The organism is Pseudomonas sp. FP2309 (genome assembly GCF_030687575.1).
Lineage (GTDB): Bacteria > Pseudomonadota > Gammaproteobacteria > Pseudomonadales > Pseudomonadaceae > Aquipseudomonas.
In genome coordinates this window covers 4,463,009-4,483,380 of sequence record NZ_CP117439.1, presented here as the reverse complement: position 1 = coordinate 4,483,380, position 20,372 = coordinate 4,463,009, and the positions used below count along the sequence as shown (strand labels likewise).

The following is a 20,372-nucleotide window of genomic DNA, read 5'->3' as shown; positions in this document are numbered from 1 at the left end:
GTCGGGGCCGGCTTGCTCAGCGTGAATCAGATGCTTTGGCGCAGCCTGGCCAGATCGCGCAGAGGCGGCGCCCCAAACAACCGGCTGTACTCCCGGCTGAATTGCGACGGGCTTTCATACCCCACCCGATACCCGGCCGCCGAAGCTTCGAGCCCTTCGGCAATCATCAGCCGGCGCGCTTCCTGCAACCGTAACTGTTTCTGGTACTGCAATGGGCTCATGGCGGTGATCGCCTTGAAGCGGTGGTGCAGGGTCGAGACGCTGAGGTTCACTTCTTTGGCCAGGTCATCAATGCGCAACGGCTGTTCGTAGTTGCTGTTAAGCCATTTGATCGCCTGGCTCACTCGGTGGCTCTGGCTGTTGGCCACGGCGATTTCGTACAAACGATAGCCCTGGGGCCCACGCAGCAAGCGGTAAAGGATTTCACGATTGATCAACGGCGCCAGCATGGCGATGTCTTTGGGTGTATCCAGCAGGCGCGCCAGGCGCAGCACCGCATCGAGCAATTGATGGTCGATGCGGTCCACGTACATCCCACGCGATGTCGGGCGCGTTGGCACCCCCATGGGGCCAGCTTCGGCAATCAGGGCGGTGAGCTGCGCCGGGTCGATGTTGATGCGTACCGACAGGTTCGGGTCTTGCGGCGTGGCATCGATGATCCGTCCGGCCACCGGCATCGCCACTGAGAACACCAGGTAATTGAGCGGGTCGTAGGCAAAGATTTCATCGGCCAGACGCACCTCTTTGCTGCCGTTGGCGAGGATGCACAGCGCAGGCTCCACCAGCACCGGCATAAAGTCGCGCGGCGTGTTATGGCGGTTAAGGTACAGCGAGGTGATCGCGGTGCCGTAGGAGCCGTCTTCCCAGGTATGCCGGTGCACGATACCGGCCAGTTCGGCGCGCTGTTTTTCCATCTCGGCATCGAGGGGCGTGGGCTGATATTCGGGCGACGACATGGCGCGTCCTCTGCAGGCTGCTTTGATGGGGGTCAGCTTAGCGGCGGCTTTGCAAACAGTGTTAGGTCGATTCTGCACAATCCTTGCCTGATCCTGCGGCCTGTCGCCAATCAGGCAAGCGCGGGCCCGGTCATCTGCCTGAAATACGGCGTTTGCCCATGGCCTGAACCTCCCGGGCTTAAAGTGCGTTCTACGCGTCTCGCAGGATTGTGCAATAAGCCGGCAGGAATCGACTAACCGCGTCTGCACCGCCGCCGCTATGGTTGATCCTGTGGCAGCACACCCCCCACAGTGCTTGCCGAGCATCACTTCTCAACGGGAGAGTCGAACATGTCCACCCCCATTCCCGCGAGCCATATGGCCTTTATCCGCGCCCGTAGCGGGTGCAGCACCGAACTGGGTGCACGCTTGAGCAGTTTGATCGAACCGGGCCGCGAGGCGCAGGGTTGCCTGCAATTCTCGTTGCAGCACTCCCAGGTCGACCCTGATGTTTGGCTGGTCTCGGGCTTCTGGAGCAGCGAGCAGGCGATGAGCGCCTACTTCAACTCACCGGCCCTGATGATCTTTACTGAGCTGTTGAACGACATGGTCGTGCGCAGCATGGACTTCCAGACCTTCACCGACGTATCCGCCGTGCACGCCTACGGGGAGTACCTGCAACTCGCCGGCTGAACCGGTTTAGAATGGCCGACTTTCCATTGGCCAGGACCTGCAACATGGCACGTAAACAATTTGCCCACCACGAAGCCGTATCCGCCGTCGTACCGGGGGAGGGGGGCTACAGCGCCGCCGTCGCCGTCAAGGCCCTCGATGGCATGGGCGCCCCGCAGTTTCACAAGATCCTGGATGGGCAAACGTTCAAGACTGCGTCCGACGCCGATGATGCCGCCAGCGCGCAGCTTGAGCGGTTAAGCGATGTCGATGCAGACGGCCAACTGGTCTGGACGGCTGCGTCTTAAGCGTTAGGCCGGTACATCTTGAACAGCGCTTCCGGCCCCAGCTGGAAGTAGTCCGCCGGACCGCCGCCCCGCAGGATCGGCTCGGCGGCGGCGGTGTCGTAGATGCCATCCTTGAGCAGCCACTTGGCAATGTGCACCGCGACCACTTCGCCCAGCACCAGCCAACTGGGCACCAACGTGCTGTCGGCGCGTTGCAGCTGGATGATCTGCGTCACCTTGCACTCGAACGACACCGGGCTCTCACCGACCCGTGGCACGCCGACGATTTTCGAGGGCACCGGCGTCAGGCCGGATAACTCGAATTCATTCACCTCAGGCGCCACCGCCGCGCAGCTCTGGTTCATCTGCTCGGCCAGCGGGCGGGTGGCCAGGTTCCAGACGAACTCGCCGGTCTGTTCGATATTGTTCAGGCTGTCTTTACGCCCGACACTGGAAAACCCAATGATCGGCGGAATGTAATTGAACGCATTGAAGAAACTGTAGGGCGCCAGGTTCAGGCGGCCTGCGCCGTCATGTGACGAGATCCAGCCGATCGGCCGGGGGCCGACGATGGCATTGAACGGGTCATGGGGCAGGCCGTGACCGTTGGCGGGTTCGTAGAAATGGATATCGTCAGACATGGGCCGGGGTTCCTGCTGGGGTTCTGGGAGGGCGTAATAGTGCACCGCAAGGTCGCGGGTTTCAAAATAAAAAGGGGCTGTGCCGTTAACCGGCACAGCCCCCTCTTTTACGGGCGGTGAACCTTTAGTCGGTGGTAATCCGCGAATGTTTGCGGGTGTCTTTCATGGTCACGTAGACCAACAGCGACACGGCAATACAGGCGGTCACGTACCAGTAGTAGCCGGTTTCCATACCGATGCTCTTGAACCACAGCGCGATGTATTCAGCGGTACCGCCGAAGATCGACACGGTCAGTGCATACGGCAGGCCTACGCCCAGGGCGCGGATTTCGGTAGGGAACAGTTCGGCTTTGACCACCGCGTTGATCGAGGTGTAGCCGCTGACGATGATCAGTGCGGCCATGATCAGGAAGAACGCGCCCCACCAGGTTTGGATGGTGTGCAACGTGGTGAGGATCGGCACGGTGAACAGGGTGCCGAGGATGCCGAAGGCGATCAGGATCGGACGACGGCCGACCTTATCCGACAGCCCGCCGACCAGAGGCTGCAGGCACATGAACAGGAACAGCGTGGCAGCCGAGATGGTGGTGGAGTCGGAGATGCTCATGCCGACGGTGTTCACCAAGTATTTCTGCATGTAGGTGGTGTAGGTATAGAACGCCAGGGTGCCGCCCATGGTCAGGCCGACCACGGTCATCAGTTCCTTGGGGTGGCGCATCAAGGTGCGCATCGCGCTTTCCTTGGCTTTTTCTTTCTTGGTGAACGACTCGGTTTCTTCCATGCCACGGCGCAGGTACAGCGCAACCACCGCGCACAGAGCGCCGATGGCAAACGGGATGCGCCAGCCCCAAGCGTAGAGTTGTTCGGTGGTGAGTGTTTGTTGCAGCACGATCAGCACCGCCAGGGCAATGAGCTGGCCGGAAATCAGGGTCACGTACTGGAAGCTGGAGAAGAAGCCGCGGCGCTCCTTGGTCGCCATTTCGCTCAGGTAAGTGGCCGAGGTGCCGTATTCGCCACCCACCGACAGGCCTTGCAGCAAACGGGCGAACACCAGAAGGATCGGCGCGCCGATCCCGATGGTTTCGTAGCCTGGGCTCAGCGCGATCAGCAGCGAGCCGAAGCACATCAACAGCACCGAGGCCATCAGCGCGGCCTTGCGGCCCTTGTAGTCGGCATACATGCCCATCAACCAGCCGCCGATAGGGCGCATCAGGAAGCCCACGGCGAAAATCGCGGCGGTGTTCATCAACTGAGCGGTGGAGGAGCCGGCGGGGAAGAAGGCTTTGGCGAAGTACAGCGAGAAGGCGGCGTAGACGTACCAGTCGTACCACTCGACCATGTTGCCGACCGAGCCGCTGAAAATCGATTTGATCCGGCTGGTGGTGGTGCGTTCCTGTGCCGGCGCGGCCGCCGACCCCAGAGGCAAAGTGTTGGAGTTATCCATTGAAGGATCCTTCATCTAGTTGTTTTTATGGAGCGGCGCGAACGCTGCCTGGCTGGGGCTATAGCAGGAGCTGTGCCATGTGGATGAAGGGCCGGTCTAGAGGGGTTGGCGGATTTTTTTGAGCGGAATGTCGCTGATGTTTTGGGGCGGGTGAGCGGAAATCCGCTCATTCATCCTTGAGAAACATGTCCCGGGCCAGGCCATGTCGCTGCATTTTTTCGTTGAAGGTTCGGCGGGGCAGTTGCAGCTCCGCCAGCACCGCTTTGATATCGCCTTGATGACGGGTCAGGGCCGCTTTCAGGCAATGAGCCTCGAAGGCTTCCTGCTGCGCGGCAAGGGATTGTCCGGCCTCGATGCCTTCCGGTTCCGACTCGCCAAGGCCCAGCACCTGGCGCTCGGCGGCGTTGGCCAGTTCACGCACATTACCGGGCCAGTCGTGGCTGAGCAGGCGCCCCAGCGCCGGGCCGCTCAAAGGTTCGGCGCTGCGGCCCAGGCGCTCAGCGGCCTGCTGCGCAAAGTGTTCATACAGCAGCGGAATATCTTCACGACGCTCGCGCAACGGTGGCAGGCGCAACTGCGCCACGTTGAGGCGATACGCCAAATCTTCACGAAAGCGCCCGGCACGGGCCTCTTCCAACAGGTCCGGCTTGGTGGCGGCGATGATGCGTAGATCCACGTGGATGCTCTGGTTGGAACCCAGCCGCTCCAGCTTCTGCTCCTGCAACACGCGCAACAGCTTCACTTGCTGGGCCAGGGGCATGCTTTCGATTTCGTCCAGGAACAACGTGCCGCCGTGGGCATATTCCAGTTTGCCGATGCGCTTGCCCTGGGCGCCGGTGAAGGCGCCGCTTTCGTGGCCGAACAGCTCGGCTTCGAACAATTGCTCAGGGATCGCCGCACAGTTAAGCGCCACGAACGGCTTCTTGGCCCGCGGGCCGAAGTCATGCAGGCAACGGGCGACCAGCTCCTTGCCGCTGCCGGTCTCACCGCGGATCAATACATTGACCGGCAAGCTCGCCAGGTCGAGCACCTGGCGCCGCAGGTTCTGCAAACTTCTGGACACGCCGAGCAGGCTGGATTCGAGCTGAGCGCGGTGATCGGCCTGCTGGTGCAGACGGCGGTTTTCCAGGATCAGTCCGCGTTTATCCAACGCCCGGCGCAGGCTGTTGAGCAGGGCATCGGGGCTGAAGGGTTTTTCGAGGAAATCGTAGGCACCGTCGCGCATGGCTTCGACGGCCATCGGCACATCGCCATGGCCGGTGAGCAGGATCACCGGCAAGTCCGGGTCGCGACGGTGCACCTCGGCCAGCAGCTCCAGGCCGCTGAGGCCGGGCATGCGCACGTCGCTCAAAATCACCCCGCCAAAGTCCCTGGGCAATTGCGCCAGGCAGGCTTCGGCACGGCTGAAGAGCTGAACCTCAAACCCCGACAGGCTCAGCCACTGTTCCACGGCCGCGCGAATACTGGCTTCGTCATCGACCACAATCACCGCATTCAGCATAGGTCCGGCGTCTCCAGCGCGATCGGCAGGGTCAGGGTAAATACTGCGCCGTCGCCGAGGTTGCCGGCGATCAGTCGCCCGCCCAGTTCGTGCACGATAGCGTAGGACACGGCCAGCCCCAAACCGAGGCCGTCACCCACCGGTTTGGTGGTGAAAAACGGGTCGAACACGTTGTTCAGGTGTTCCTCGGCAATACCGCCGCCGCTGTCGCTGACGGTCATTTGCCACAGTTGCTGGTCGGCGTGCAGGCGGATTTCCAGGCGTTTGCGCGGTTTATCGAGCATGGCGTCGAGGGCGTTGCGCAACAGGTTGATCAGCACCTGTTCCAGGCGAATCGCGTCCCCGCGTACCCAGGCGGGGCGGGTCAGGTCGAGCACGACGCCGATAGCTTCATCACGCAACCGCGCGTCAAGCAAGTGCAGGGATTGGTCGACCACAGTGGCCAGGTCCAGGCGTTCGCGCAGGCCGCTGGGGCTTTTGCGTGCGAAGGTCTTGAGGTGGCCGGTGAGTGCCGCCATGCGCGTGAGCATGTCGTCCAGCGGCGTGATGGCCTTGTAGGCGTCGTCCACGCGGCCGTGATCCAGCAGCAGGCGCAGTGTCGCCAATTGCATGCGCTGGGCGGTCAATGGCTGATTGATTTCATGGGCGAGGGCGGCTGACATCTGCCCCAGCGCTGCCAGCTTGGCCGATTGCACCAAGCCATCCTGGGCCGTGCGTAGGGCCTGGGTGCGTTCTTCTACCAGTCGCTCCAGCTCTTCGCGGCTGCGCTGGCGCAGGCGGGCCAGACGCAAGCGTTGGCTCAAGAACAGCGCCAGGAACACCAGGGCCAACCATGACCCGGCGGCGGCAAGGGCAGCGTTGCGTTGGTCTTCAAACGGAAACTGCGGTTTGCGCAGCAGGTGCAGGGTCCAGCCTTCGGCCTTCAGGGGCAGGGATTCCCAGATGTAATTGGCGCTGGCATCGGGGCCATCGACGCGCATCAAGTGGCTGTTTTCGTCGAAGCGTTGCAGCGTCTGGGTTTGCAGCGCCAGCAGTTGTTTTTTGTCGTATTGGCGGGTGGCCTTGAGTTCGGCCAGATCGCTGTCCGACAGCGGTCGCAGGCTGCGATAACGCCAGCCCGGCTGGTTGGCGATAAACACGATACCGCGTGCGTCGCTGACCAGCAGCAGGTCATTGCCCTGGGCCCACTCGCGCTCCAGCTCGGGAAACTCCAGTTTCACCACCATGGCGCCGAGGAACTGCTGGTGTTCGTCGAGCACGGCGCTGGAGAGGAAGTACCCCGGAATCCCCGTGGTCACCCCCACCGCGTAAAAGCGCCCGGTGCCCTGGCTTTTGGTCTGGCTGAAGTAGGGACGAAACGCGTAGTTATGCCCCACATAACTGCTCGGCAACGCCCAATTGCTGGCGGCCACGGCCAGGCCGTTACGGTCCATCAATTCAAGGGTTGAGGACTGCGCGGCACCGTTGATGCGTTCGAGCTTGCGGTTGAGCATGTCCTGGGTGGCGGCATCCAGGGGACCTTTGAGCGCATTGATCATTTCCGAGTCCAGGGCCAGCACGGCGGGCAGGGCGCGGTAGCGTTCGATCAGGGTATGCAGGGAATTGGCGTACAGCGCCAGTTGTTGATTGGCGCGAGCGGCATCGTCCACCAGGGCCTGGCGTTCGGCATGGCGCGTGGCCCATGCAGCGGCCAGTACCGCACCGGCGATAATCAACAGGGAATAGACGGTCAGGCGCAGGGGACGAGGGATCGCGATCATACGGATATGAACAGCTGCAATAAGGGGGGAGCACCATAACACGCGCTGCTTGAATCGAGTGGACAGCGCAGGTGTTGTGGTGAGCAGGCTTGTCCCGCACCGGGCGGGGAAGCGCCCTGATAGGCCACCGCGGTTCTTCGGCAGAACCGCGGTGTCTGGGTTCAGGACGGCTTCGCCGTCCAGCGCGGGGCGAGCCCGCTCACTACATCGTGCTTACTGCACTTCTACCGCGAGGCTTTCACTGATTTTTTTCTGCCAGATGGCAGGGCCAGTGATGTGTACGGATTCGCCCTTGCTGTCCACCGCAACGGTGACCGGCATGTCTTTGACGTCGAACTCGTAGATCGCCTCCATACCCAGCTCGGCGAACGCGACAACACGCGACTTTTTGATGGCTTGCGCCACCAGATAAGCGGCGCCGCCCACGGCCATCAGGTACACGGCCTTGTTGTCCTTGATCGCTTCGATGGCGGTCGGGCCGCGCTCGGATTTACCGATCATGCCCAGCAGGCCGGTTTGCTCGAGGATCTGACGGGTGAACTTGTCCATCCGCGTGGCGGTGGTCGGGCCTGCCGGGCCAACCACTTCTTCGCGCACCGGATCAACCGGGCCGACGTAGTAGATGAAGCGACCCTTGAGGTCTACCGGCAGCGCTTCGCCTTTGTTCAGCATTTCGACCATGCGCTTGTGCGCGGCGTCGCGACCGGTGAGCATTTTGCCGTTGAGCAGGACGGTTTCTCCCGGCTTCCAGCTCTGCACGTCTTCCGGCGTCAGGGTGTCGAGGTTGACGCGACGGGCCGACGGGCCGGCTTCCCAGACGATTTCCGGGTAGGCGTCCAGCGGTGGCGCTTCCAGGGCAGCGGGGCCCGAACCGTCGAGCACGAAGTGTGCATGACGGGTGGCGGCGCAGTTGGGGATCATGCACACCGGCAGGGACGCGGCGTGGGTCGGGTAGTCCATGATCTTCACGTCGAGCACGGTGGTCAGACCACCCAGGCCCTGGGCACCGATGCCCAGCTGGTTGACCTTCTCAAACAGCTCCAGGCGCATCTCTTCGATACGGTTGGACGGGCCGCGTTTGATCAAATCGTGGATGTCGATGGATTCCATCAACACTTCCTTGGCCATCACCGCGGCTTTCTCGGCGGTGCCGCCGATGCCGATGCCGAGCATGCCCGGTGGACACCAGCCGGCGCCCATGGTCGGAACGGTCTTGAGCACCCAGTCGACGATCGAGTCGGACGGGTTGAGCATGGCCATTTTCGATTTGTTCTCGGAACCACCGCCCTTGGCGGCCACGTCCACTTCTACGGTGTTACCCGGGACGATGGAGTAGTGGATCACCGCCGGGGTGTTGTCCTTGGTGTTTTTACGTGCACCGGCCGGGTCGGCGAGGATCGAAGCCCGCAGTACGTTTTCCGGCAGGTTGTAGGCGCGACGCACGCCTTCGTTGATCATGTCGTCCAGGCCCATGGTGGCGCCGTCCCAACGCACGTCCATGCCCACGCGCACGAACACGGTAACGATACCGGTGTCCTGGCAGATCGGGCGGTGGCCGGTGGCGCACATGCGCGAGTTGATCAGGATCTGGGCCATGGAATCACGGGCTGCCGGCGATTCTTCGCGCAGGTAGGCCTCGTGCATCGCCTGGATGAAATCAACGGGGTGGTAGTAGGAGATGAATTGCAGGGCGTCGGCAACGCTCTGAATCAGGTCGTCTTGCTTGATCACGGTCATGAGTCGCGCTCCTCTATAAGGGAACATTCAATAAAGGTGGCTTCAGTGTTGCATCGGTCGGCTGAGGCCACCTTTCCAAGGCACGCCATTGGTGCAGGCGCGACGCTAAAAAGGCGCGGCAGTATAACCCGGCACGGTGGCCGATACACCCGACTATGGTCAAACTGTCGCAGGCATGATTCCCTGTGCGCTCCTTTGGATTGAGACGTTATATGCCTGAACTGCACGTCGGCGAAAGCCACTGGTCGGTAGCCACCGGCAGCAACCTGTTGGATGCCCTGAACCAGGCGGGCGTGGCCGTGCCCTACAGTTGCCGCGCCGGCAGTTGCCATGCGTGCCTGGTGCGCTGTCGGGGGGCGGTCGAGGACGCGCAACCCGACGCCCTGAGCCCCGCGCAACGCCAGGACGGTTGGCGGCTGGCGTGCCAATGCCGGGTGGTGGGGGATGTGCAGGTCGACACGTTCGACCCGCTACGCGACGGTCTGCCGGCCGAGGTGGTGGGGGCCGATTGGCTGAACGCGACAGTGCTGCGCCTGCGCCTGCAACCGGAGCGTGGCCTGCGTTACCGGGCCGGGCAGCACCTGGTGCTGTGGGCGGGGCACGTGGCACGGCCGTATTCCCTGGCGAGCCTGCCCCAGGAGGATGCGTTTCTGGAGTTCCATATCGATTGCCGCCTGCCCGGTGAATTCAGCGACAGGGCGCGCCGAATGCAAGTCGGCGACCGCCTGCGTCTGGGCGAGCTGCGCGGCGGCGCTCTGCAATACGACCCCGACTGGCAGGCACGGCCGCTCTGGCTGCTGGCCTCCGGCACCGGCATTGGGCCTTTGTGGGGTGTGCTGCGTGAGGCGTTGCGCCAGGATCACCAGGGCGCCATCCGCGTGATTCACCTGGCCCATGATGCCGATGGCCATTACCTGGCTGAGCCCCTGGCGGCGCTGGCTGCCGTCCATCCGAACCTTACGCTGGAGCTGTGGACGGCGGCGCAGCAGACCCAGGCATTGGCACAACTGCGGCTTGTTTCCCGGCAAACACTGGCCTTACTCTGCGGGCACCCGGTCAGCGTCGAGGCGTTTTCCAAGCGCCTGTTCCTGGCCGGCCTGCCGCGCAATCAACTGCTGGCCGATGTGTTCCTGCCCCGTGGTTGAGTGCTGAACGTTACCGTCGCGAGACCCGCCATGACTGACGCCATCCTGCAGCAACGCGAGCGTGGGCTGCTGATCCTGCAGCTCAATCGACCGGACAAAAAGAACGCCCTGACCCGCGCCATGTATACGCAACTGGCCGAGGCCTTGGAGCGGGCGGATGCGGACCCGGCGATCAGCGCCGTCGTGATCCAGGGCAGCACTGAGTGCTTTACCGCCGGTAACGACATTGGCGATTTCCTCGAACAGCCGCCCAGCGATCTGGACAGCCCGCCGTTTCACTTTATGAACAGCCTGCTCAACTGCCGCAAACCGGTGATTGCCGCCGTTGCGGGGGCGGCAGTGGGGATTGGTACCACCCTGCTGCTGCACTGCGACCTGGTCTATGTCAGCCGCGATGCCCGCTTGCGTATGCCGTTCGTCAACCTGGGGCTGTGCCCGGAGTTCGGTTCGAGCCTGATCCTGCCGCGGTTACTCGGCCACGCCAAAGCCGCTCAATTGTTGCTGCTGGGCGAGGGCTTCAGCGGTGAGCAGGCGGCTGCCTGGGGGATCGCCACTGAGGCCTTGGCCAGCGGGGATGCGGCGTTGGCCAAGGCGCGGGAAATCGCTTTGCGCTTTGACACCCTGGCGCCGGGCGCGGTGCAGGTGACCAAGCAATTGATGAAGAGCGTCGATCGCGAACAGTTGCGGCAGGTGATCGAAGAGGAGGGGGCGTTGTTTACCCAGCGGTTGAGGTCACCGGAGGCGATTGCGGCGTTGTCGGGGTTTATGGCCAGGCATTGAGGCGATTGCCCCTCCGGCGTTTTCGCGCGATTGCTCGCGGCGAGGTGACCGCATCAAATAAAGACACCTGCCCAAAAAGCAAAAAGCCCCGCCATTCACAGGCGGGGCTTTGTTTTTTCAGTGTGTCACTCAGAACTGCGGGTCGCCCACGTGCAGGATCTTCATGCCGTTGGTGCCACCGGTGGTGTGGTAACTGTCGCCCTTGGTCAGGATGACCCAGTCGCCTTTCTCTACGACGCCGCGTTTGACCAGCTCGTCGATCGCCTTCTGGCTGACTTCATTCGGTGCCAGCGACGCTGGGTCGAACGGAATGGTGTACACGCCACGGAACATGGCCGCGCGGGCCTGGGCTTCGCGGTGCGGAGTGAACGCGTAGATCGGCACCGAGGAACGGATGCGCGACATGATCAACGGCGTGTAGCCACTTTCGGTCAGGGCGATGATCGCTTTCACGCCTGGGAAGTGGTTGGCGGTGTACATGGCGGCCAGGGCGATGCTCTGGTCGCAGCTTTCGAAGACCTTGCCGATACGGTGGCTGGAGGTCTTGCTGGTCGGGTGCTTCTCGGCGCCGACGCAGATACGCGCCATGGCCTGCACGGCTTCCAGTGGGTACGGGCCGGCAGCACTTTCAGCCGAGAGCATCACGGCGTCGGTGTAATCGAGCACGGCGTTGGCTACGTCGGACACTTCAGCGCGGGTCGGCATCGGGTTCTGGATCATCGACTCCATCATCTGGGTCGCAACGATCACCGCTTTGTTGTGGCGGCGTGCGTGCAGGATGATCTTCTTCTGGATACCGATCAGCTCGGCGTCGCCGATTTCCACGCCCAGGTCACCACGGGCAACCATCACGGCGTCGGAGGCCTTGATCAGGCCGTCGAGGGTTTCGTCATCGGCCACGGCTTCGGCGCGTTCGATCTTCGCCACCAGCCAGGCAGTGCCGCCGGCTTCGTCGCGCAGTTTACGGGCGTATTCCATGTCGGCGGCGTCGCGCGGGAAGGACACGGCGAGGTAGTCCACTTCCATTTCGGCGGCGAGCTTGATGTCGGCCTTGTCTTTTTCAGTGAGGGCCGGCGCAGTCAGGCCACCGCCGCGACGGTTGATGCCTTTGTGATCGGACAGCGGACCGCCGATGATCACGGTGCAGTTCAGTTCAGTCGGGGTGGCGGTGTCGACGCGCATGACTACGCGGCCGTCGTCCAACAGCAGTTCGTCACCAACGCCGCAGTCTTTGACCAGGTCCGGGTAATCGATACCCACGACGTCCTGGGTGCCTTCGGTCAGCGGATGGCTGGTGGAGAAGGTGAATTTGTCACCGATCTTCAGCTCAATACGCTTGTTGGCGAATTTGGCGATACGGATTTTCGGGCCTTGCAGGTCACCCAGCAGTGCGACGAAGCGACCATGTTTGGCGGCCAGGTCACGCACCAGCTTGGCGCGAGCCTTGTGCTCGTCCGGGGTGCCGTGGGAGAAGTTCAGACGGGCAACGTCCAAACCAGCCAGAATCAGCTGTTCGAGGACTTCCGGCGAGTTACTGGCCGGGCCAAGGGTGGCGACGATTTTGGTACGACGGACGGACATGCACAGACTCCTGAGTTCAAGCGCTGGGGAAGGCTACTATGCTCTTTCGTTGTAGTCATTGTTCGTTTGCACTACTTATCGACGATTGACTTGTTTTGGCTGCGGTTGAATAGACGAACTGTCTTGAAGATTTTTGACGAGGGGTCGATACACTGCACAAGACTGGAGAACCCTCATGCGAATTTTGCTCATTGCTGTACTGGCCGTCAGTGTTGTCGGCTGCACCCGCTGGTCGATGGACCACCATTTGAACAACGCCTACCGTGCGTACAAGGTCGGTGACTGCGAGCGCGTAACCCTGGAGTTGTCCCAGGTCGACCGCGAAAGCCGTACCCGCCGTTATGTGCAGCCAGAGGTGTCGATGTTGCGTGGGCAATGCCTGGAACGGCAGAAACTGTTCGTCGATGCGGTGCAGACCTACCAGTTCATCATCAATCAGTATCCGTCGAGTGAGTACGCCTACCGAGCCCGCGCGCGACTGGACACCCTGCAACAGTTGGGGCATTACCCCGGCGCTAGTGTTGCTCAACCGCGCCCGGCCTCATTGTAATGATATTCGTCATTTGATAACTGGCCCACTGCCAGTCTTGGGCTATCCTTTGAATGTTCGTTTGTACAAGTTTCTGTCCGAACGAATGAGGGGCCCGGACTCGGCAGCTGTCTGGTGACAAGAAGTCGATCGTTGTCACACCGAGATCCAGGGAGAGCGAGCGTGTGCGCTCGTTCCGAATCACTGGCACGGCCTAGTCATGGCCACTGGATGGCGATCTCATCATGTTTACCGACCGACGGATCGAGCGGCATCAGCTACCGTATTTCCTGCAAGTGTTTAACCGCCTCACCGACAAGCCCATCGGGTTTCTGGGTAATGTCTCTGAAGATGGGCTCATGCTCATCAGCCAGTTGCCCATGATGGTCAATGCGGACTTCGAGCTACGCTTGAAGATTCCCGAGGCTGACGGCTCCTTCCATGCAATTGATCTCACGGCAACCTGTTTGTGGAGCCACGAAGACATCAACCCGCAGCATTATGATTCCGGGTTCAGCGTGCTCCGGGCGCCTGAGGAATATGGGCAGTTGATCAGCCTTTTATTGCATTACTTCAGTTTTGATCCTCTGCAGGCTTCTGCCTGAATACAGCGTGTTGTTGATCCGGCTCGGGCAGTGCTGCCCCTGCCGTGGTCAGGCGCTGATTTTTCAGAGCACGCCGGCTTTCTTCCAGCCCAGGTAACGTGTCACCAGGGCAGCCCCCATGTCGGATGGCAACGTATCCAGTACCGTCAGCCCATGAGCGTTCAATCGGTCATGCAGTTCATCGCGGGTATTGAGGTAGTCGACGGTGCCACTGTAGGCCAACGCTTCAGGCAGGGTTTGTACGGGCGTATGGCGCAGTTGGTCGAGCACTTCTTCGCGCAGGCTGGCCACCAGTACCCGGTGTTGGCGCCTGATGCGCTTCACGGCGCTCATCAGCGCTTCATCGTCTTCATCGCGCAGGTTGGTCACCATGATCACCAGTGCCCGGCGCTTTTGCCGGGCAAGCAGTTGACTGGCCGCTGCCTCGTAGTCGGCGGTTCTTCGAGTGGTGTCCAGGTCATACACGGCGTTGAGCAGCAGGTTCAATTGGCTGCTGCCTTTGACGGGGGCCAGGTACCGTGGCTGATCGCCGGCAAAGGTGCTCAGCCCTACGGCATCCCCCTGGCGCAAGGCGACGTAGCTCAGTAGCAGGCAGGCGTTGAGGGCGTGGTCAAAATGGGACAGCTCGCCATCCTGACTGCGCATGCGTCGACCGCAATCGAGCATGAACACGATCTGCTGGTCACGTTCGTCCTGGTATTCCCGGGCAATGGGTGTGCGTTGCCGAGCGGTGGCTTTCCAATCGATTTGCCGCAGGCTGTCACCGTCACGAAACTCGCGCAACTGATGAAACTCGAGCCCCAGCCCCCGCCGTTGGCGCTGGCGTACTCCCAACTGGCTCAGCCAATTATCCACCCCCAGCAATTGCGCGCCGTACAAACGTGCGAAGTCCGGGTAGACGCGGGTGTCATCCTTGGCTTCGATAAAGCGCCGCGCCGACCACAGGCCAAAGGGGCTGGGCAGGTGGATTTCGCAACGGCTGAAGGTGAAGTGCCCGCGCCGCAGGGGGCGTAGGCGATAGCCCAGTTCACTGCGTTCGCCAGGGCGCAGTTCGATGAATTGGGGCAGGTTTTCCAGGCTCAGTCCATCGGGGACGTGATCGAATACGTGCACTGTCAGCGGCTGTGGGTAGTCCTGACAATCCAGGGTCAGGCATACCTCGCCCCAGCGCCCCAGCGCGAGACTGCCGGGCATCTGTCGCTGCACGCGCGGCGATGGCCGGCGGCGCAATCGCAGGGCGTCGAGCAGGGCCAGCAGCAACAGTGCCAGAAGCAATCCCCACACCACTGAGTGCAAGGTGACGGGCACCTTGAACTGCAAGGCCTGCGCGGTGCCCAGCAAGAGGCTCAACCCCAGCAGTACGCCGAGCCAGATCAACAGCAGACGGGTTGGCTTCATGGGCGGCTCATTGGCGAGGGGCCGGGATCTGGTCCAGTAACTGCTTGAGCACCTGGTCGACCTCCAGCCCATCGATGTCCAGTTCCGGCGCGATACGTACCCGATGGCGCAGGACTGCCAGGGCACAGCCCTTGATGTCATCCGGTGTGACAAAGTCGCCGCCGCGCAACAATGCCCGGGCGCGGGCACCGCTGACCAGGGCGATGGACGCCCGAGGGCCTGCACCGATAGCCAATCCCGGCCAACTGCGGGTGGCTCGAGCAAGGCGTACGGCATAGTCGAGGACTTGTTCGTCCAGGGGCAAGTCACTGGCGATCTGCTGCAGTTGCAGCACGTCTTCGGCCTGCAGCACGGTGCGCAATGGCTGCACATCCAGCATGTCGGCCCGTGACGAGCGCGTCACTTCGCGGACCATCTCCAGCTCCTGCTGAGCATCCGGATAGTCCATGCGCACCTTGAGCATGAAGCGGTCCAGCTCGGCTTCCGGCAGGGGGTAGGTACCTTCCTGCTCGATAGGGTTTTGCGTGGCCAGGACCATGAAGGGCTGGCCGATGGGCAGCGCCTCGCCTTCGAGGGTCACCTGCCGTTCCTGCATGGCTTCGAGCAGTGCCGCCTGGGTTTTGGCCGGGGCTCGGTTGATTTCATCAGCCAGCAACAGGTGGGTGAACACCGGCCCTTTGCGCAGTTTGAATTGTTCGGTGTGCAGGTCGTACACGGCATGGCCGGTAACATCGCTGGGCATCAGGTCCGGGGTGAACTGGATGCGCGCAAAGTCGCCGTCGAAGCAACGTGCCAGGGCGCGTACCAACAGGGTCTTGCCCAGCCCCGGCACACCTTCGAGCAGTACATGTCCACCGGCGATCAGTGCGGTGAGTACATCGTCGATCACCGGGTCCTGGCCAATCACCGCCTTGCGCAGTTCAGCGCGCAGAGCCTGGGCTTGCTCGGTGGCGTGCTGCAGGGTTTCGGTGGTCAGACGGGTGGCGCTGGTTGGTTCGCTCATAGGGCATTCCTGAGGGTTTGCAGGCACGCCACCTGCCGGCTGAAATCGGCGCTGGACAGCCGTTTTTCCGGGAGGGGGTCGAGGGCTTGACTGATGACATGAGAGGGTTGGCGCGTCAGGTGTTCAAGTACTCGCCGTTGTTCTGCGTTGTCGAGGTGCTCAAAGTCAGGGTGGCGGCGCCGGGCGGCGCGCTGGATATCGCGCTGCAACGCCTGCAACAGAGTGCCCTGGCCGCTGCGGCGCAGCAGGAAATCGGCGCTGGCCTTCAAGTGTTCCTGCAACTGGCGACGAGCCTTGGGCGCCGGCGCTCGGACCGGGCCTTGGCGCATACCCGCCTGCCACAGCGCCAGGGCGATCAGCGTAATGAGGGCCACCACTGCCTGGGGGAAATAACGCAACAACAGGGTGAGCAGGTTGTCTGGGTCGCTGTTGAACACCAATGTCGCCGCCGTGCCCTGGGTCAGGTACCAGAGCAGCCAGGCGTTGTCGTGCTCAGCGATGCTCGGCGTCTTCCACAGGTCGCTGTCGGTGATCACCGTAACGCGGCCTTGCCCAAGGTTGAGTTGCATCAGGTGACTGGACCTGGCGCTGTTGGCTGAGAACTGCGCCAGGTGCTTGGGGTCGATGAGGTTGAAGTCGGTGTCGAAGCTGAAGTAGGCCGGCGCGGTTTCATTGTCGACATAGAGTTTGGTCAGGTCTGGCGCCTTCTTTTTGCGCGCCCGGGCAGGATCTTCCGGCTCGTCACTCAGGGTTTGTCGGATATTCAGGCGATCGAGCAACAGGTCACCGCTCTTGCCGGTTTCTTCATCCCAAAGGGCCTCGGCGACCAGCAGCAGATGACCTCCGGACCTGGCCCAGTCCAGCAGTTGCTCGACCTGGCGTGGCGACATGGCACTTCGCTCGCCCAGCAACAACAGGCTATTGCCCTTGGCCGGCAGGGTGGCCAGGCGATCAAGGCCTTCGGCATGTGCCACGGTCAGGCCTTGCTCACGCAGGAAGTGCTCGGCGGCCAGGTAAGGGTTAGCTAGCGCTTCTGGAGCAGGACCGCGATCCACCGCTTCCTCGTAGGGGGTCGCTTTGCTCCAGATGAAAAGGCCTCCCGCTCCGATCAGGCACGCCAGCACGAGCCCCAGCCACAGCAATATTCGGTTCATGGCGTGCCTCCGGCACTGAACAGGGCACGCCACTCGCTGCATAATTTTTGCTGGGTCGGGGCTGAAGGGAGTTGATGACCGTAGGCAAGGTTCTGCCAGTGCCGTGTCAATTCATCACTGAAGGCCAGCAGGTGCGGTTGCTGCAATTGGTGAACACGTGCCAGCACCTGGCCTTCGGTATCGGCGCTTTTAAGTGGCAGGTTGAAATCGTGCAGCAATCGGCTCAGCAAACCGCGATACAGCAGACCGAGGGCTTCCCTTGGTTGGGTGGCCCACATTTGCTCGGCGGCGCTGGCGAGATCGTCGGGCAAGGTCTCGGTGCCCAGTTCCAGACCGAACAATTGCGTCGGTACTGGTTTGGTCGCTCTGGGACCGGGTGAGGGGCGTCGGCTGACAAATGTGGACAGCCAGTCACGGTAACGCCAAATCAGCAGGACCAGCCCACCCGCCAACAGGCCCCATAGCAGTACTTCGAGACCTTGGCCCAGATGCTTGAAGTTATTGCCGTTGAGGTGGTCGAGTAGCGCCTGCAACCACGCGGGGAGTTTACCGTCGGCGCGCGCTTTGCTCTTGGTGGCGGGCTTTTCTTCGCCGAAGCGATAACGGGTGACGGTTTCCGGGTTTTTGAACGGGGGGCTGTCCAGCAACGACTTGATGGACTGGCTAGCGTCTTGGGGGCTCAGCGGCTTGGCTTCCTGCGCCATCGCCGGTGGATTGAAAGGCAGCAATGTCAAACCGATGACCAGCACTATCAGCGAGGCTGCATTGCTCAGGCGCTGGCGCAAGCGACGGAACACCAGTTCAAGGTCCCACGCCTCCAGTACCGTGCGGCGATTGAGGTAGAGGCTGAAGCCGCAGGCGACATAAATGGGTTCCCAAAACACCAGGATCAATGCGTAGAAAGCATTGCCCAGATGCTCCAGCCACAGACCTTCGGAGTTGGGTGCCAGTGCCAGGCGTTGCCAATCCCAGTCCAGTTCGAGTTGCTGTGGAATGAAGAGGTAGAACAGTGCCATGCAGCCGGACCACAGCCCTATTTCCAGATGCACGCCTACGGTGGTCAGCCAACGTGCGGCACCGGCGTTACGTTGTAGCAATACGCCCAGTCGTTTTTGACGCGCCTGGCCGTCCAGGCCTTCGAGTTGGCTGACGGGCATTACAAAGCTGCGACTGAGGCTCAGTCGACGCCAGGTCAGGCTGGCCAGCAGTTGCCCTTTGAGCAACCGTGGCCATTGGCGTACGGCTTGCTTGACGGTGGGCGTTTCGCCGAACAGGGCCTTGGACAGAATATAGAGAGGCAAACGGTCGAAGGCTGGCTTGAACCACCAGAACAGGAACATGGCCATGGAGGGGTATTGCCACAACACCGCGGTGAGAACGGCGAATACAGGCAGGGTGACCATCGCCCAACTGCTCATCAGCAGCAGGCGATGCTCTCTGGCCATTAATACCCCAAGGTCCATGGCCTCCCAGGCCGTACGCGGGCGAATCACCACGCTGGCATTACTCAGGCGCATGGCGAGTCCGTCCGGCAAAGATCAGGTAAACGGCAACCAGCAGCCACAGAGCCGCCCCCACCAGGTATTTGATCCAAGGGGCGACCTGGGTGGTGGACGACCAGTAGGCTTCGATAAACGCGGCGATCAGCAGGAACACCATGACCCCGCAAAGCAATTGCACACTTTTGCGGGCGGCCAGTTGCAAGGACTCACCTCGGGTCAACTGCCCTGGCGCGATCAATGCCCAGCCCAGTTGCAAACCCGCTGCCCCGGCGAGGGCGATGGCCGTCAACTCAAACGCCCCATGGCCGATGACGAAGGACCAGAACGTCTGCCCATAGCCAATCTCTGTCAGGTGACCCGAGATCGCGCCGATGATCAGCCCGTTGAATATCAGGAAAAACACACTGCCCAGACCGAACAGCAGACCGGCGGCGAATGTCTGGAAGGCGATACCGATGTTATGCATCACGTAGTAGCCAAACATCATCCAGTCTTCGCTGGATGCCCGCTCGGCCGCTCGGCCCAACCGACTGGCCTCAGGGTCATACATGCCTTGCATCTCAGTCACTTGCTGGGGGCTGACAATGCTGTAGATCAGATCGGGAAACAGGTACACCAACAGGGCAATGCCCAGCAGGCTGCCAAAGAACAACACGCTGGCGATCAATACGAAGCGCCACTGTTCGCGTACCAGCCGCGGGAAATCAGCCATTACGAAACTCAGCACCTTCGCCGTCAATTGGCTGCGATGGCGATACAGTTGTTGATGGCCGCGTAACGCCAGTTGTTGCAAGGGGTCCACCAAATAACTGCTGTAGCCGCGCTCCTGGGCCAGGGCCAAGTGCTGGCACAGGCGCCGGTATTGATGAGGAAAGTCGGCTACATCGGCGGCCTTGGCCTTACCTTTTTCCAGCTGCGCCAGTTGTTCGGCAAAGGCTTGCCACTGGGGTTGGTAACGGTTTTCGAACAGGCTCTGCTTCATGTCGGCCCCAGCAGGCCGCGGGCCACGCCATTGAGCTGCTCTGCAGCGCGGGCAGGGGATACCTGCAAGGGCGTGGCGAGTATCGCGGCCAGTTCGTGTACGCGTTCGCCCGACAACTCACCCTGACGCTCGGCGAAGCCAAGGATCGCCCGCTGCTCGCTCAGGTCCAGGGCAAAGGGTAATCGCAGCGGTGCGGCTTGCGGCAGCTTGGGGCGCGTGACGGGCTGCTCACGGTAGACCACCAGCGTGCCCGCCGCCAAGTCACCCAGGCGTTTGAAATGAGGATGGTGCAGGCAACTGATAGCGCCCAGAAAGTAACCGAAAGGCAGCATGTCGACGAACCGCAGCAGGTTGCGGATGAGCGATGCGGACCAGCTGATAGGCGTGCCGTCGTCCTGCACCACCCGCAGGCCCATGACCTGTTTACCCGGTGAGCAGCCCTGATTGAGCACTTCGAACAGCACCATGTACCACCAGCTCACCAGGAACAGCAGCAGTGAGCCCAGACCGATACCAATATTGCCGAGCAGCGCCAGGGGCACCATAAGCACGCCCATGATCACACCGCGTGCGCCGAGGTCAAAGGCAAAGGCCAGCGAGCGGGGCACCAGGCCAGCGGGGCGCAGTGGCAGGTCGATACCTTCCGGGGTTTCGATCTGGTAACGAGTGTCCAACGGGGCTGAGGGCATTGCGATCCTTGGCAGCGCAGAGCGTTT

General features: G+C 61.9%; 19 protein-coding genes. 6 read left to right on the top strand and 13 right to left on the bottom strand.

Annotation, left to right across the window (positions count from 1 at the left end; genetic code table 11):
• Positions 1–26: 26 nt before the first annotated feature.
• Positions 27–956, bottom strand: a complete 930-nt coding sequence (locus PSH59_RS20630) for an AraC family transcriptional regulator (RefSeq protein WP_248079939.1) — start codon at positions 954–956, stop codon at positions 27–29.
• 330 nt (positions 957–1,286) lie between these two features.
• Between PSH59_RS20630 and PSH59_RS20625 the strand changes: the two genes are divergently transcribed.
• Together PSH59_RS20625 and PSH59_RS20620 are read left to right on the top strand one after the other, a co-directional pair.
• Entirely contained in the window at positions 1,287–1,628 is a 342-nt protein-coding gene (locus PSH59_RS20625) for an antibiotic biosynthesis monooxygenase family protein (RefSeq protein ID WP_305393555.1), read from the top strand.
• 44 nt (positions 1,629–1,672) lie between these two features.
• Complete coding sequence (locus tag PSH59_RS20620) at positions 1,673–1,915, top strand: hypothetical protein (protein WP_248079943.1); 243 nt, start codon at positions 1,673–1,675, stop codon at positions 1,913–1,915.
• Here the strand turns inward: PSH59_RS20620 and PSH59_RS20615 are convergent.
• The 5 genes from PSH59_RS20615 to PSH59_RS20595 all read right to left on the bottom strand — a co-directional run bounded on the left by PSH59_RS20615 (position 1,912) and on the right by PSH59_RS20595 (position 8,977).
• On the bottom strand, positions 1,912–2,535 hold the full coding sequence (locus PSH59_RS20615) for a flavin reductase family protein (RefSeq protein ID WP_248079945.1): 624 nt from the start codon (positions 2,533–2,535) through the stop codon (positions 1,912–1,914). The genes PSH59_RS20620 and PSH59_RS20615 overlap by 4 nt on opposite strands.
• A gap of 124 nt (positions 2,536–2,659) precedes the next feature.
• Entirely contained in the window at positions 2,660–3,979 is a 1,320-nt protein-coding gene (locus tag PSH59_RS20610; protein WP_248079947.1) for an MFS transporter, read from the bottom strand.
• Positions 3,980–4,145: 166 nt separating this feature from the next.
• Positions 4,146–5,480, bottom strand: a complete 1,335-nt coding sequence (locus PSH59_RS20605; RefSeq protein ID WP_305393554.1) for a sigma-54 dependent transcriptional regulator — start codon at positions 5,478–5,480, stop codon at positions 4,146–4,148.
• Positions 5,474–7,240 carry an ATP-binding protein gene (locus tag PSH59_RS20600; protein ID WP_248079952.1) on the bottom strand — a complete coding sequence of 589 codons (1,767 nt, stop codon included), beginning with the start codon at positions 7,238–7,240 and terminating at the stop codon, positions 5,474–5,476. Before PSH59_RS20600 ends, PSH59_RS20605 begins: the two co-directional genes overlap by 7 nt.
• Before the next feature lie 213 nt (positions 7,241–7,453).
• The gene (locus PSH59_RS20595) at positions 7,454–8,977 is read right to left on the bottom strand and encodes a fumarate hydratase (protein WP_305393553.1); all 1,524 of its coding nucleotides are present in this window, start codon (positions 8,975–8,977) and stop codon (positions 7,454–7,456) included.
• Between the two features lie 212 nt (positions 8,978–9,189).
• On the opposite strand from PSH59_RS20595, the gene PSH59_RS20590 reads away from it, so the two are divergent.
• Both PSH59_RS20590 and PSH59_RS20585 read left to right on the top strand, forming a co-directional pair.
• On the top strand, positions 9,190–10,122 hold the full coding sequence (locus PSH59_RS20590; protein WP_305393552.1) for an iron-sulfur-binding ferredoxin reductase: 933 nt from the start codon (positions 9,190–9,192) through the stop codon (positions 10,120–10,122).
• A 30-nt stretch (positions 10,123–10,152) separates the two neighbouring features.
• On the top strand, positions 10,153–10,902 hold the full coding sequence (locus PSH59_RS20585; protein WP_305393551.1) for an enoyl-CoA hydratase-related protein: 750 nt from the start codon (positions 10,153–10,155) through the stop codon (positions 10,900–10,902).
• A 129-nt stretch (positions 10,903–11,031) separates the two neighbouring features.
• On the opposite strand, the gene pyk is transcribed toward PSH59_RS20585, so the two are convergent.
• Positions 11,032–12,483, bottom strand: coding sequence for a pyruvate kinase (pyk, locus tag PSH59_RS20580; RefSeq protein ID WP_248079961.1), 1,452 nt, complete (start codon positions 12,481–12,483; stop codon positions 11,032–11,034).
• 175 nt (positions 12,484–12,658) lie between these two features.
• Here pyk and PSH59_RS20575 point away from each other — a divergent pair, with 175 nt between their 5' ends.
• Complete coding sequence (locus PSH59_RS20575; RefSeq protein WP_248079963.1) at positions 12,659–13,033, top strand: tetratricopeptide repeat protein; 375 nt, start codon at positions 12,659–12,661, stop codon at positions 13,031–13,033.
• A 224-nt stretch (positions 13,034–13,257) separates the two neighbouring features.
• A complete protein-coding gene (locus PSH59_RS20570; protein WP_248079965.1) occupies positions 13,258–13,617 on the top strand; it encodes a PilZ domain-containing protein in 360 nt (119 codons plus the stop codon).
• Positions 13,618–13,680: 63 nt separating this feature from the next.
• On the opposite strand, the gene PSH59_RS20565 is transcribed toward PSH59_RS20570, so the two are convergent.
• The 6 genes from PSH59_RS20565 to PSH59_RS20540 are packed head-to-tail and all read right to left on the bottom strand — an operon-like array spanning position 13,681 to position 20,345.
• On the bottom strand, positions 13,681–15,015 hold the full coding sequence (locus PSH59_RS20565; RefSeq protein WP_305393550.1) for a DUF58 domain-containing protein: 1,335 nt from the start codon (positions 15,013–15,015) through the stop codon (positions 13,681–13,683).
• Between the two features lie 7 nt (positions 15,016–15,022).
• Positions 15,023–16,018: a MoxR family ATPase gene (locus PSH59_RS20560; protein WP_305393549.1), complete on the bottom strand. Its 996-nt coding sequence runs from the start codon at positions 16,016–16,018 to the stop codon at positions 15,023–15,025.
• Positions 16,015–17,172, bottom strand: coding sequence for a DUF4350 domain-containing protein (locus PSH59_RS20555; protein ID WP_305393548.1), 1,158 nt, complete (start codon positions 17,170–17,172; stop codon positions 16,015–16,017). Before PSH59_RS20555 ends, PSH59_RS20560 begins: the two co-directional genes overlap by 4 nt.
• Positions 17,169–18,689 carry a DUF4129 domain-containing protein gene (locus PSH59_RS20550; protein ID WP_305393547.1) on the bottom strand — a complete coding sequence of 507 codons (1,521 nt, stop codon included), beginning with the start codon at positions 18,687–18,689 and terminating at the stop codon, positions 17,169–17,171. The genes PSH59_RS20555 and PSH59_RS20550 overlap by 4 nt, the downstream gene beginning before the upstream one ends.
• Complete coding sequence (locus tag PSH59_RS20545) at positions 18,676–19,656, bottom strand: stage II sporulation protein M (protein ID WP_248079976.1); 981 nt, start codon at positions 19,654–19,656, stop codon at positions 18,676–18,678. Before PSH59_RS20545 ends, PSH59_RS20550 begins: the two co-directional genes overlap by 14 nt.
• Positions 19,653–20,345, bottom strand: a complete 693-nt coding sequence (locus PSH59_RS20540; RefSeq protein ID WP_305393546.1) for an RDD family protein — start codon at positions 20,343–20,345, stop codon at positions 19,653–19,655. Before PSH59_RS20540 ends, PSH59_RS20545 begins: the two co-directional genes overlap by 4 nt.
• Positions 20,346–20,372: the final 27 nt, after the last annotated feature.